The 13488-nt window shown below is 61.8% G+C and carries 12 protein-coding genes; 6 read left to right on the top strand and 6 right to left on the bottom strand.

The window, feature by feature from the left end; genetic code table 11:
* Window positions 1–15 precede the first annotated feature (15 nt).
* Genes G4Y73_RS12320 through G4Y73_RS12310 form a run of 3 tightly spaced genes read left to right on the top strand, consistent with a single transcriptional unit; the run spans window position 16 to window position 2466 of the window.
* Window positions 16–630 (top strand): hypothetical protein, encoded by a 615-nt coding sequence (locus tag G4Y73_RS12320; RefSeq protein ID WP_164231970.1) that lies wholly within the window; start codon window positions 16–18, stop codon window positions 628–630.
* On the top strand, window positions 627–1340 hold the full coding sequence (locus G4Y73_RS12315) for a hypothetical protein (RefSeq protein WP_164231967.1): 714 nt from the start codon (window positions 627–629) through the stop codon (window positions 1338–1340). Before G4Y73_RS12320 ends, G4Y73_RS12315 begins: the two co-directional genes overlap by 4 nt.
* 4 nt (window positions 1341–1344) lie before the next feature.
* Window positions 1345–2466: an OmpA family protein gene (locus G4Y73_RS12310; RefSeq protein WP_164231965.1), complete on the top strand. Its 1122-nt coding sequence runs from the start codon at window positions 1345–1347 to the stop codon at window positions 2464–2466.
* A gap of 11 nt (window positions 2467–2477) precedes the next feature.
* Here G4Y73_RS12310 and G4Y73_RS12305 read toward each other — a convergent pair whose 3' ends face one another.
* Window positions 2478–4292, bottom strand: coding sequence for a serine hydrolase domain-containing protein (locus tag G4Y73_RS12305; protein WP_164231963.1), 1815 nt, complete (start codon window positions 4290–4292; stop codon window positions 2478–2480).
* Window positions 4293–4494: 202 nt separating this feature from the next.
* Between G4Y73_RS12305 and G4Y73_RS12300 the strand changes: the two genes are divergently transcribed.
* Window positions 4495–5859: a sodium-dependent transporter gene (locus tag G4Y73_RS12300; protein ID WP_164231961.1), complete on the top strand. Its 1365-nt coding sequence runs from the start codon at window positions 4495–4497 to the stop codon at window positions 5857–5859.
* A 105-nt stretch (window positions 5860–5964) separates the two neighbouring features.
* Here G4Y73_RS12300 and G4Y73_RS12295 read toward each other — a convergent pair whose 3' ends face one another.
* Both G4Y73_RS12295 and G4Y73_RS14215 read right to left on the bottom strand, forming a co-directional pair.
* Window positions 5965–6501, bottom strand: a complete 537-nt coding sequence (locus G4Y73_RS12295; RefSeq protein ID WP_240451336.1) for a HEAT repeat domain-containing protein — start codon at window positions 6499–6501, stop codon at window positions 5965–5967.
* 137 nt (window positions 6502–6638) lie between these two features.
* Window positions 6639–7352 carry a helix-turn-helix domain-containing protein gene (locus G4Y73_RS14215; RefSeq protein ID WP_164231959.1) on the bottom strand — a complete coding sequence of 238 codons (714 nt, stop codon included), beginning with the start codon at window positions 7350–7352 and terminating at the stop codon, window positions 6639–6641.
* A 91-nt stretch (window positions 7353–7443) separates the two neighbouring features.
* Between G4Y73_RS14215 and G4Y73_RS12285 the strand changes: the two genes are divergently transcribed.
* Both G4Y73_RS12285 and G4Y73_RS12280 read left to right on the top strand, forming a co-directional pair.
* Window positions 7444–8742: a vanadium-dependent haloperoxidase gene (locus G4Y73_RS12285; protein ID WP_164231958.1), complete on the top strand. Its 1299-nt coding sequence runs from the start codon at window positions 7444–7446 to the stop codon at window positions 8740–8742.
* Between the two features lie 150 nt (window positions 8743–8892).
* A complete protein-coding gene (locus G4Y73_RS12280) occupies window positions 8893–10617 on the top strand; it encodes a sensor domain-containing diguanylate cyclase (protein ID WP_164231956.1) in 1725 nt (574 codons plus the stop codon).
* Window positions 10618–10790: 173 nt separating this feature from the next.
* Here G4Y73_RS12280 and G4Y73_RS12270 read toward each other — a convergent pair whose 3' ends face one another.
* Genes G4Y73_RS12270 through G4Y73_RS12260 form a run of 3 tightly spaced genes read right to left on the bottom strand, consistent with a single transcriptional unit; the run spans window position 10791 to window position 13370 of the window.
* On the bottom strand, window positions 10791–11657 hold the full coding sequence (locus tag G4Y73_RS12270; RefSeq protein ID WP_164231951.1) for a DMT family transporter: 867 nt from the start codon (window positions 11655–11657) through the stop codon (window positions 10791–10793).
* A complete protein-coding gene (locus G4Y73_RS12265) occupies window positions 11647–12417 on the bottom strand; it encodes a glycerophosphodiester phosphodiesterase family protein (protein ID WP_164231949.1) in 771 nt (256 codons plus the stop codon). Before G4Y73_RS12265 ends, G4Y73_RS12270 begins: the two co-directional genes overlap by 11 nt.
* Window positions 12414–13370, bottom strand: a complete 957-nt coding sequence (locus G4Y73_RS12260; RefSeq protein WP_164231948.1) for a hypothetical protein — start codon at window positions 13368–13370, stop codon at window positions 12414–12416. The genes G4Y73_RS12265 and G4Y73_RS12260 overlap by 4 nt, the downstream gene beginning before the upstream one ends.
* Window positions 13371–13488 lie beyond the last annotated feature (118 nt).

Here is a 13488-nt window from a genome sequence, read left to right as displayed (position 1 = left end):
CAGGAATAGCCGTTGATGAAAACTAATCTTTGCACCATCCTGGTGCTGAAATCTCTGTTTTCCATGGTCGTGGTGTTGGTCGCCATCGGGTACTGGGACCATCCCGTCCTGGCCCAGGAAGCCCAGCCCAATGTATTCCGTCTCCAGTTGAGCGAGATGGACGGCATCGAGCATGGCAAGGCAGCGGTGGTGAAGGGCGATGCCGGGACCGAGGCACAGCGCTTCCTCGTCGAGGGCGTCACCATGGAAACCCCTGTGACGGTACTCCTTCGCGGTCTTGTGCCGGAAGACGAGATCGACCTTGCGCTGACCAAGTACGCCTGGGATCAACCCCTGAAAACGGGCACGGCGCAAGGCGAACCCCTGGCGATGAAGTTTCGTACCGAGGGCGAGTTTCAACTGTCGGTAACGGCCGAAGAGGATGGCCTGCCCTACCGCTTGCTGGTCTGGGTGGGTGATCCGGTAGAGCCTGCCATGGCACCAGTGGTCGTCCACGCCGACGAATATGACGGCGTCCCTGTAGAGGCCGCAACCGGAGAGGGCGGCGGACTCGTTCTGTGGGTGATCGCCGCCTTGCTCGGGGCGGCAGTCTTGTTGCTGGCCGTCCTGGTGTTACGGAGGAAATCATGATGCGCATTCAGATTGCAGTAATGGCCACCGTGCTCGGCCTGGCGAACCTGACCCTGGCCCAGACCGCCGGGGACTTGAACGACTGGTATGCGCACGACCGGGAACGTCGCGAGGAAAACTCGGCCAACCGGGAAGCGGTTACGAGCGCTAACCGCAGCGCCATTGATTCGGGCATCTCGGTGACCAACCAGGGCGTCGGCATCATGGTCACGGGCCGAGAGCTGGTAACCGATTGGCAGGCCCTGGACAACCTGGATGCCTCGTGCGACGCGGCCTTGAGTGGTGGTGGTCCCACCGTGCCTTCGTCCTGTGCCGATTCCGACGCGTGCCGGTCCTGCTACCAGGAAGCCACGCGCTCGATCGACTTCAACCGTCGCTACATCGAGCGCGCCCGCTGCATCACCGCCGCCAACCTGAAAATGGCGAAGTCCGCCGAGGCGTTCGGCGACAGCGCCTCCGGCGTGCACGGTGTGATGGGCCTGTCCTGGCAACTCCAGGGAAAGCCCCAGATCAAGGAAGCCACTGACAAGCTCAAGAAGACCTACGTTGAAAAGGCCGGCGTCTACCTCGCAGCACTCGAAAAAGGGTTGCAGAAGCTCGGGCAGTGCGAGGCCGAGCATTTCAACGAGCCGGACTGGTACGCGCGCTACGGCTGGACCTACATGACCTTCATGCGATCAAAATATGAATCAGCACCGAGCCCGGACTAAGCCCATGCGCGCTAGCCTGCTTCGTAGCGTCCTTCTTTTTTCCCTCACCTGCTGGGGCTTGATGTTGCCCATGCTGGCGGCCAACGCTTCTTCTGTGCCACCCATCCCGCTCGTCGAAGGACTCACGGTGGTTACGGCCATTGCCGACAAGCGTGGCGACTACGAGACCCTCAAGCAGGTCGTGGCCGTGGATGGCGCAAACGTGACCCTGGCCTACCGGGCGGACGTGCCGGGGGGCAACGCCATCGAGGCGCTACGCCCGGTCTCGCGCGACGACCTGGCGACGGCCGACACCTACCGCAATTTCTTCAGTTCCGGCGACCACCAGGCGTTTCCGGGCACGACCGCCCTGGGACCGTCGAACGCAGTCATGGCCGCACTCGAAGACGCCGGCGAGACGGAATTCGCCACCTACGTGGGACTGGGCGGCGCCTATCGGGGTCGCCGCGGCACCCTGATCAAGACCGGCACGACGACGGTGCCTGTACTCGTCAACGGCGTGCGCCACGAGTTGCCGGTGGTGCAGGCCGAGGCCGATTTTGAACGCGCCAAAGCCGAGTTCTGGTTCTACCCGCACCCGGAACAGCCGCTGACCCTGCGCTATCGGTTCATGGAAAAGGAAGCCGAGCAGTTCAAGAACCTGCCGCCGGAAATGCTGAAGAAACTGCGAGAGCAGCAACCGTTGCGCGAGGAAAGCATGCGGGTCGTAAAGATCGAGTATCCGGGCGGGGAAACAGGGGAAACAGCCGACGAGCCTCTGGAGGCCCAGCTCGAGACGGAAGGACGCGCCGAGGTGTACGGCATCTACTTCGACTTCGACAGCGACCGACTCAAGCCGGAATCCGATGCCGTGCTTGAACGCATCGCCGGGATTCTCTCGCGCAATGAGAACTGGGCCCTTTCGATCGAGGGCCACACGGACAACGTCGGTGCCGATGACTACAATCTCGAACTTTCCCGGCGCCGTGCAGCTTCAGTCAAGTCAGCCCTGGTCGACCGCTACGGCATTGCCGAATCACGTCTCGAAACCGACGGCCACGGTGCCTCGCAACCCAAGGCGAGCAACGACACCCTCGACGGTCGCGCCATGAACCGACGCGTGGAACTGGTGCGGGACGGCCATTAGTGGCGTTGTGATCATGGCGCGCGGCACGCTTGCAGATCCGCGGCCACCAGGCATCCATCCACGAATTGAATATCGGCGGTATCCCAGGGAGGCTCCCGCCGGACGCCCGTATACCGATCGTCTCCTATCGGCACCAGGATCAGCGAAGGCACGTCGCTGGAGGGACCGATCGCCGTGCCGCGGTAGGTGCCGTCTTCATGCCAGAGCACGCTCCACATCTGGATCAACTGGTCGAATTCGGCACGCACAAACGTGGTCCACGGACCATAATCAGCAAAGCGGCTGCCAGGGACATTCGCGATGCTGCCCACCAATGTCAGCGACTTGAGCTCCCCGCCCCGCTCAATGACGTTCAGCATGCTGCGGGCGCGCGCCACGGCGTCCTCCTCAACACCCACCATCCCCTTCATGGCGTCTTCTCTACCCGCCTCGAGCTTCCGCACCATTTCCATGGCGCGCCGATTGAGCCCGTCAAACCGGTTTCGCTGGTCTTCCCCGTGCCCCAGCATCAGGTCGAGCGCATTCTGTCCTGACAGCATGGCGATCAACCGGGTGTCGTCGGCCTCGAGAGTGATACTGCCCTCATCCAACCAGTACTGCCCTTCCCGGGCCTTCGCTGTTTCCAGCTTGGCCGTATTCGAACCCGACACCAAGGGAGGCATTTCAAACTCCGGGTCAAACGCCGCTGCGAGCAGGGCATCGCGTTGGCGCGCGGCGGGGACCACCGACGTGTTGCCCTGGATGTAGAGGAAAAACGCCTGCTCAGGCAACCACACGAAGTCCGCGGAAAAGATGCCATTGCCGCCATTGTGGGCGACCATCGGGCCCGCTTCGGCGTCGTGCACCGCCCAGCCGTAGGCGTACTTTGAATCGCCCCCACCCTCGTCCACGTAGCCCGTGGTCCAGCGTATGGCCGCATCTTCCGGCAACACCCCCCGGCCGCGCACCGTCTCAAGCCAGCGGTGCATGTCATCCACTGTCGTATGCAGGCCACCGTTGGCGCGCAAATGCCAGCCGGGCCCATCCTCGCGCCACTGACGTTGATGAACACGGCCCCAGCGCTCGCCACCCTGGTACCCCACTGCAAGTCGTTCCGGGTCCCAGTCCGGCAGCAGGTAGCCCGTCTCAGCCAAGCCGGCCGGCAACAGCAGTTCCTCGTGCAGGAACGTCTCGTAGGTCTTGCCCGACACCCGCTCCACGATGATCCCCAGGAGTGAGTAACCCACGTTGGAATACGAGTAGCCCGTCCCGGGCTCGAAGTCCAGCGGCGTGGCCATTGCCCGCTCTGTGAAGGCTTCCGCACTGATGGGTTCGTTGTCCCGGCCGATACTTCCGGGCAGGCCGGATGAATGGGTCATGAGCTGATGAATGGTGACGTTTCGCCTGTCCTCGGGAACACCGTCAAAGTACTCGTCGATGGTATCGCCGACAGATAGATGTCCACGGAATTCCAACAACAGGATTGCGGCACCGGTCATTTGCTTGGTGATGGAACCATGGGTCTGGACGGTCGCCGGTGTATACGGATGGCCTGCTTGCCGATCAGCCAGTCCGTAACCCTTGCGCAATACGATCTTTCCTCCTGCATCGACGATGATCGCACCGGAAAACCCCATCGCTTCCATGGCGCGGAGGTAGCGATCGATATTGACGGCAATCTCGGATTGGTCGTCCACGGCGCCGTTGGCCATGTCCACCGTGCCAATCTCGTGGGCATGATTACCCGTCTCCGCACAACCGGCCGTGCCGAGAATCAGAGCGACAAAGGCAATACGAAAAAGCGTCAAGCGGACTACAAGAAGGGTTGCAGCATGGAAAGATTTCATACAGGCACCTCCAAACAACCCCTTACTCGCAAAGTTTCACCGTGGCACTTGGTGTTGCAAGTCAGGAGTGCGTACTGGGGCGAGGTGCCTCTCGCCACATCGATTTTAAGGCAATGATAGACACGGCGTCCCCGCATTGCAAACGATGATGCGCTGGCCCAATGGGGTAAGATTCGAGGGACTGCCTGAAGGTCCTTCCAACATGTCGATTATCAACCGCGGCCATTGGAATTCTCGCCTCGGCTTCGTCCTGGCCGCCTCCGGATCGGCCATCGGGCTGGGTAATATCTGGCGATTTCCCTATACCGCGGGCACCTATGGTGGTGGTGCCTGGGTGCTGATGTATATCTTTTTCGTGCTCGCGATCGGCGTACCGGTCCTGTTCGCCGAACTGTCCATTGGTCGCGCTTCGCGGGCCAGCCCGGTGACCGCCTTCAAAAAGCTGGTGCCGGGCACGTGGTGGCCCATGCTTGGCGCGCTCGGTGTACTCACCGGATTTGGCATCCTGTCTTTCTACGCGATCATTGCCGGCCTGACGGTGGCCTACGCTTTCTTTGCCCTGTCGGGGCGCTTTGGTGGCGGTCTCGACATTGCGCAAAGTGGGGTGATCTTTACCGACTTGACCGCCAATCCGGTCTGGATGATCGGCGTGACGGCCTTGTTCCTGCTGCTCACCGCACTGGTCGTGCGCAAGGGCGTGGGCGGTGGCATAGAAAGGGCGGCAACCATTCTCATGCCCATACTGCTCATCTTTCTGTTGGTTCTGGTGGGACGTGCGCTCACCCTGCCAACTGCAGGCGAAGGGCTGTCTTTCATGTTCACGCCCCAGTTCGACCAGATCACGTTTGCCGGCACGGTATCTGCACTCGGGCAGGCGTTGTTCAGCCTGTCCCTCGGCATGGGCGCCATGATTACTTACGGCTCGTATGTTTCAAAGGACGTCAACCTGCCCTTGTCGGGTTTCTCCATCGTCATCTGTGATCTTTCCATTGCCATCCTGGCGGGCCTTGTCATCTTCCCCGCGATCTTCCTCGTGCAGGCCGAACCCACTGCAGGACCGGGACTGATCTTCGTGGTCATGGGTGGGATTTTCGATGCCATGCCCGCCAGTAACCTGATGGCCTTCGTCTTCTACGGGTTGCTGTCCATTGCCGCTCTCACCTCCACCATCAGTCTGCTCGAGGTAATCGTGGCCTACTTCGTGGATGACCGCGGCTGGCGGCGGGAAAAAGCAGTGTGGATCGTCACCGGCGGCTGCTTTGCCCTGGCCATTCCCAGCGCCCTGTCGCTGGGTGCCAGCGAAGCATTTACCCAATTCGGTGACGGGCGTGGGTTCCTGGGTTGGGTCGATGTGCTTTGCGGCACCTATTTCCTGACCATCGGTGCCATGCTGACCAGCATCTTCGTGGGATGGAAGTGGGGTGTGCCGGCGGCCCTGGCAGCAATCGAAAAGGGAGGCTACCGATTGCCAGCGGCGCCCTTGTGGGGATCGTTGCTACGTTACATCTGCCCGCTCGCCATCCTCATCCTGCTCATCTACGGGGCTACGCAGGGCGCCAATTGGTAGAACGGGACATGCGCGATCCGAATGCTGATGCGATGCGTTTTCGACAGCTCTACAACGGTGGATACTTTGCAGGTGGACGGTCGAAAATGGCCTGAATGTGGCTGACTATTGCCAGCGCCAGCCGTGACGCTGCCACCAGGCAAGCGCAATGTCACGGTTCTCGGCGTTGTGGCGCGGGTCCAGAACGGTGCCCAGCTCAACATAGTCGCCGTCGGTGTCGGCCATCAGTGCCGGGTCCTGGGAGGCAAGCATCAACGCATAGAGCACCAGCATCAGTTCGTAGTCATCCGAGGTGTCGAGCCGCGAGACCAGCGAGGGAATGGCCGGCTCACCGATCTGCCCCAGCCGCTCCGCCGCGATATACCAGGGCCGCGGGTGCTCCTCCCCGCCGTAGGTGTCGAAGAAAGAGCGGTCTGGCAGTCGGCTGATGTAGTAGTCAACCTCATCTTCCACGCTTTCGAACTGCGTGGGTAACCCCTCGCGGACCTCCTCGGAAGCAGTGTTCGATACTGTCTCCGAAGGCTCGTCCGCCGGTGGCGCCGGGGCGCTCTCCGGGGGAGATTCAGGTGCACCACCGTCGCAGCCGGCCAGCAGGGCGGCAATCAGCGCGACCATCGACAACGATGAAATCCATGGCGACATTCTGGCTCTCCTTCTGAAGGTCCCGGTTTCGGCTCCCAAGGATACAATCGTGGGTGTACCGAACACGCTACCGGGCATGTATGAACCGACGGCTGGTGAGGATCAGCCACTAGAGCACAAACCGAGGGTGCTCCGCTTCAGTTTCCAATGAGCTTGCGTTCCCGGCCATCCCGCTTCCTCGGGTAAGGCGAAAGCGAACTCAACTGGAGCCAGTCGGGAAATGCTTGCTTTAGCTCCCGCGGGCCGGTGAGGCGGACATTGCCGCGGCGAATTTCCTGTTTCAGGTCCCGGAATCCCCGCCAGCACTCGACGAAGCAAAGCAATTCCGCCTGGATGACCAGGTCCGTCTCGAATCCAGGGTCCTTGAGGCACATATCCACGGCGTCTTCGGTGCAGACCAGCCAGAACCGCCGACAGTCGGGCGGTGCGGCGTCGAACTCGAAATGCAGGACGGTGCGGCCCGGCGGCATCGCCGCTCGATTGATCCGCATGTGCATGCTCCAGGCCAGGAAACCGGGGTCGAGGTCGTCCATGTTCATATCTCGGGCCCAGTGCTGTCCCCAGACGGCCATCTGATCAATGATGCTCGACAAGTCCCGGCCAGCCTCGGTCGGCTCGTATACGTGGCCTCGTCCACCTTTGACCGGTCGACGAGAGATCAGCCCGGCATCGGTGAGTTCTTCAAGTCGCTGGGTAAGCGTGGACGGCGAGATCCGGGGAAGGCCTCGATGAATTTCGTTGAATGTACGACACCCGTCCAGGACCCGGCTTATGACCAGCACGGTCCAGCGACGGCACAGAATCTCCGCCGCCAGAGCGAGAGGACAGTATTGTCCGTAACCTCGACGCATTTCTGGCACTCCACTTCGAAAATAATAGTAGCCGAGATTCGAGGGCGATGCTAAGTTCTTCGGCGTACAACGTGACGCGGAGGAGACCCCGATGAAAACGTTGCTCACCATCCTCGCACTGGCCGGCCTGATTTACGCCGGCCCTACTGATGCCGAGACCGAATCGGCGGTACCCGTCATCGAATGGAACCGCACCATCCTTGAGATCGCCGAGGCGGAGGACCGCTTCCTTACCCTCAAGGGCGTGCGTACTGCAGCAATGGCGCATCTGGCGATGCACGACTCGCTGGCTGCCATCAACGGTCGCTACCAATCCTACGCTCACCAGGCCAACGACCCGAAGGCCGACCCCTTGGCCGCCATGGTGCAAGCAGCTTTCACCGTCGCCATGAGCCAGTACCCGGACCGGCGCGAGACACTGGAAGCGCTCCGTGACCGACATCTCGACGGCCTGTCCGAAAACGCGGCCCGCCGGGCGGGTGCCGCGCTTGGCGAAGCCGCCGCACACACTCTGCTCGGTGTGCGGAATCGGGATGGATGGAATACGGAAGCGGAATACCAGTGGCACCCTATGGGGCCGGGGGTTTATGCCGAATTCAACGAGCACTCGGGTACGCCGGAAGGCTTCGTGTTCGGGGCCGGATGGGCGAAGGCCAAACCCTTCGCCCTGGAAAGTCCCGATCAGTTCCGCTCTCCGCCACCCCCGGAGCCCGGAAGCGAAGCCTACACGCACGCCTATGAAGAAGTGCGCAAGTTGGGTCGCTTCCAGACGATGGAGCGCACCGCCGACCAGACCCACCTCGCGCTTTGGTGGAAGGACTTCGTGGAAAACTCCCACAACCGCCTGGCCCGTGACCTGGTCATCCGGGAGGCGCTCGATGCCACCGAAGCGGCAAGGCTGTTCGCATTGATCAACATGAGCGTCTTCGACGCCTATGTCAGCGTGTTCGATAACAAGTTCCACTACAACTACTGGCGGCCGTATACCGCAATACGCTGGGCAGACAACGATGGCAACCCGGACACCAAGCCCGAACCAACCTGGAACAACACCCACCGGCACACCTACGCCTTCCCGAGCTATCCTTCGGCTCACGGTTGCGCCTGCGCGGCGGCAATGAGTGCAATCATGGACGTATTTGGAGAAGACTATGCCTTCACCATGCGGAACCCACAGGTGGATATTGCCGGCCCCATGTCGGAGAAGATCGCGATGCACCCGCCGACCCGCTCGTTCGAAACCCCCATGGAAGCAGCCACACAGTGCGGACTGTCGCGCCTCTATTTGGGCATTCATTTCCGCTTCGATTCCACCGCCGGCGTTGACCTGGGCCGGCAGGTAGGCAGTTACGTCGTGGGTAACTACCTCACGCGGCAAGGCGGCGATTGAAGGGACCCGACTGAAACTTTGCAAGCTCGCAGCGGCCAGGAGATTATTCTGAATCTTGCTTGACACACGGGAGTACGGTAGGGTTTCAGCTCCACTGAACAGGACATACAGACACTCAAGGGGGATTTTATAACCCGGCGAATGGGACGTATGCCTGACCAGATCCACAAAAAGAACAATCGTTCAAAGTCGCCGCAAGCCGCTTGCGACTCGCGGCAACTGGAGACCGAACCGGATTTCAACTTTCGCCTGTTCGTTGATGGTCTGAGCGATCTCGTCTGTCTACACGAGCCGGACGGGGCCTATGTCTGGGTCAGTCCATCGGTGCGCCGGATCCTCGGCTACGAGCCATCCGACCTCATCGGACGAGACCCCTACGACCTCTTCCACCCCGAAGACGCGGTCCGCATTCGGGAGAGCACTCACGACCCGGCCCTTTCGGGGCAAGGCCACATCTTCGTCCGTTACCGTATCCGCCATCGAGACGGTCACTATGTCTGGCTGGAGAGCCTCACTCAGCCCCACCTGGACGACGACGGCAATGTCTTCCGTCTCCAGACCAGCTCCCGGGACATCAGCGAGCAGAAGCGGATCGAACAGGCACTCCGCGAAAGCGAGGAGCGCTATCGGGCGGTCATCAACTCCCTGGCCGAGGGTGTCCTGGTTCACGGCAGCGACGGGCGAATCACCGCCTGCAACCCCAGCGCTTGCCAGATACTGGGGGTTGCCGAGGAGCACCTGATTGGCGTCGAGCTCTCCGATGCGCTCTGGAACGCCGTTGATGAACACGGCCGGGAAATTCCACGGGACCGGCACCCGACGACGATCACCCTGGAATCTGGCGAAGCGTGCCGCGACGTCGTCATGGGTCTCAAACTTCCCAACACCAGGGACAGAGTGTGGATCGCCATCAATACTCAGCCATTCGATCGCAGCGATGCACATGTCGTGGTTGCTTCCTTTCGGGATATCACGGCCTGGCGTGAGACGCGCCGGGAACTCGATCTCCTTGCAAAGGTCTTCGAAGCGAGCTCGGAAGCCATCCTGATCACCGATGCGAACAGAAATGTCATTGCCCTGAATCACTCCTTCACTCAACTCACCGGCTACACGCTCGAGGATCTGCAGGGCAAATCGTCAGCCTTGCTAAGGGCCGGAGATGAGCCGCCCGAGTTCTATGAGGCAATCTGGGAATCCCTGGAAACGCGCGGCTTCTGGCGCGGTGAAACATGGAACCGAGGCAAGAACGGCAATGAATATCCCGTTTGGCTGTCATTCACGGCCGTTCGCAACGACGAGGGAGATATCACGCATTACATTTCTATCTGCACCGACATCACCGAGCAACATACACGCCGCGAGCAACAACAGTTTCTTGCCACACATGACCCGTTAACCGGTCTTGCCAATCGAACGGTGGCGTACGATCGGATCGAAATGGAAATTCGTCGCTGCCAGCGAAACAGCCACTCTTTCGCGGTGCTTTTTGTAGACCTCGATGGCTTCAAGTCCATCAACGATCGGCACGGTCATCGCGTCGGTGACATTCTGCTTCGGAAGGTAGCTCGGCGTATACAAAAGCGAGTGAGGGCTTCCGATACGGTGTCGCGACTCGGCGGCGATGAGTTCATCGTCGTGCTGACCGATATCACACATATCCAGGATGCACACAAAATCGCGCGCACGCTCGTGAAGCGGCTCGCTGAGCCCTACCGAATCAGTGATCTCGAGTTGACGATCGGCGCCAGCATCGGGATCAGCAAATTCCCGGAACTCGGTACGGAGGCCGAAACACTGATCCACGCTGCCGACCTGGCCATGTACGACGCGAAGGCGACTCCCGAACGCGCAGTTGCAATCGCCCCATACGGATAAGTGTCGGCGACAGGGTAGATATTCTCACTCGGGCTACCATCGACAACGACCAAATCGGAACGCTTTCCTTCCTCCACCGAGCCGATCTCGTCCTCGAACCGGATGTCCAGAGCATCGTTGCAGGTGGCCACGCGTACGGCATCGCGGGGTGCATGAATTGAAGTCGAGTTGGATCAGACGCCGTTAGTCGCCCGGCGCGGACGCGTGACCAATGCGATGCCGCCGAGGATGCAGGCGCCGCCAACCACCGTCGGCCAACTCAAGGGCTCGGACAGCAGCAACACGCCGGCAATGGCCGTGATGACCGGTACGGTCAATTGCGATACGGCTGCCGTGTGGGTACCGATATGTTTCAGCACGGTGTACCAGACGGCGTAGCCCATTCCCGAGGCCAGCGCACCGGACGCCACGGCCAGTGCCAGTCCCTGGCTATCCCACGACACATCACCCGCGAAAATCAGACCCAGGCCGACAGCCGGCAGCGACGCACGCGCGAAATTCGCGGCCGTCACCCGCGTGGGATCGCCAGCACCTTTCGCGCGCAGTGTGTAGATACCCCAGGCACAGCCGGCGGCCAGCATCAGGGCGGCGGCGAGAAGCGGCGGTGCCGACAACCCCGGCAATAGCAACCAGACCAACCCGGCCAGGGCGAGCAGCACACCCAGCCATTGGACGGCGGAAAGCCGTTCGCCGCGAAACAGGCCCCAGGACACCATCGTGACCTGCACCGCCCCGAACAGCAGTAGCGCACCAGTCGCGGCGGTCAGCGAGCGATAGGCCAGCGAGAATGCAATCGCATAGCCGAACAGGGCCAGCGCCGAAGCCCAGCTGCCACGACCTTCGGCGCCGGAGGATCGGACACGAACGATCAGCCACAACATCACTGCGCCCGATGCGATCCGCACGGTGGTGAAGCTGATCGGGTCAATCGAGGTGTCGGTCAGCGCGGCACGCGTGAGGATGGAATTGGCCGCGAACGCGACCAGCGCAATAACGCTCAGAAGCAAGACGGTGAACGGGCGCGGCTCATTAACCTGCATGGCTTCCGGGCTGCAAATTGCTCAATGCTTCAAGCATTGGCGGAAAGCCGTCGGTCTCGATCAGATCGGCGCCGCGGCGGCGAAGCGCTTGGGCCGAATCGGGGTCGTCGACGACATAGACCGCCCAGTGCCACTGGCCGGGCCACAGCGGCCGGTCGCCTTTCGGAATGCGGTCGGCCTGGATGAACAGGTAATCCGGCGCCAGTTGCTCGGCCTCGCGCCTGGATGCATCGTTCCAGGGCTTGATGACCAAGCCGATGGCTTCGGCGCCGCACTCTCGCGCCTTTGCCAGCGCAGCGGCATCGAAGGAGATCGGCACGCAACGGCTGGAGGCTTGCTGCAGCACGTCGCACACCGCCTCGACCACCCCGGATCGGCCCAACCACTCGAAGCTCTCCCGCTTGATCTCGACGAACGCCGTCACCTCCGGGTACTGATCGACCAGCGCGAGCATGTCCGCGAGGCTGGGAACACGTTGCTGCGAGAATCTGTTACCGAACCGGCGAGCCTCGCCGATGCTGCGCTGCGACAGCGTGTCCCAGTCCAGCGTAGCGAGCTGCTCGTCGCTGTCGCCGACGCGGCTGAGCGAGTCATCATGGAACACCACCGGCACCCCGTCTCGGGTCACCTGGATGTCGAATTCCACCCAGCGCGCTCCGGCCTCCAGTGCAGCCTCGATGCCGACGAGGGAGTTTTCCGGGTACGCATGCGGATAGCCGCGATGGGCGATCAGCCAGTCGGCGGCATCGGGCCGACTCATGACCCCGCTTGGCGCGCGAAGCGACGCCGAATCCAGCCGTTCAGGCGTTGTTCGGCATCACTCGGCGAGTCCAGCAGCGCCGCCACGAGTTCGAGCAGGGGATAGTCGGCAATTTCCACCAGGCCGTGGCGCTGGATCTGGGTGATTGCATGAACGCCTTCGCTGCGCACGTTGCCGTCGGTGTCGACCTCGGATTCGAGTTCGTCGCGTGCAATGGCCTGCCCGATCCCCCGATGGTGCGAGTCGGCGCTGGTGGCGGTGGTCACCAGGTCACCCAGCCCGGACAGCCCGTAGGCGGTTCGTGGCTGGCCTCCCAGACGCTCGACGATGGCTGCCAGTTCACCCAGGGCCTCGGCAATCAGGAAGCCGCGCATGTTGTCTCCCAGATCCAGTTCATCGGCCATGCCGACCAGCGGCACATAGATGTTTTTCAGAATCGCCGCCCAGGCTGCGCCGTGCGGGTCGTCGTGTGGTCTGAGATACAGCGGACCCACGCCGAGCAGGGCCCTGGCGCGCTTGGCAATTTCCGGCCGGTTGGCCGCAACCAGCGCGAAACCGGCGCGCCCGCGGTCGAGATCGTCGGCAATCATCGGTCCGTAGATCACCGCCCAGGCGGGCCCCGGCTCCGGCGTGTCGCCAAAATGGCGGGCGAAGATATCGGCCGGCGTACGACCATCCTCATCCAGCCCCTTGGCAATGGTCAGGCACAAGGTCTCGGCACCGAGACAAGCGGCCAGTCGTCCAGCCAGTTCATCGTGGGGCGCTGCGGGCACTGCGAAGATCACCGCATCGCTGCCGGCTGCCAGCGACTCCAGCGGGGCGGATTCGCGACCGGTTTCCAGATCGCGCTCCCAAATGGTTACGCGCGCAGTCTCTTGCAGCAGGGCCTCGAACATGCTGCCCATGGCGCCTCGTCCGAGAATCAGAACTTTTGGACCGGCATCGTTCGACATTCTGCAATCTCCTTGGGGCAGCCCGGATCCAGGATCTGTTCGCTCGACGGGGCCCACCCGCGTTTCACTCACTCGACTGCACAGCGTATAGGCAGTATAAATGGCAGCCCAATCTATC

The organism is Wenzhouxiangella sp. XN201, assembly GCF_011008905.1.
Lineage (GTDB): Bacteria > Pseudomonadota > Gammaproteobacteria > Xanthomonadales > Wenzhouxiangellaceae > Wenzhouxiangella.
This window is presented reverse-complemented; position numbering and strand designations above follow the sequence as displayed.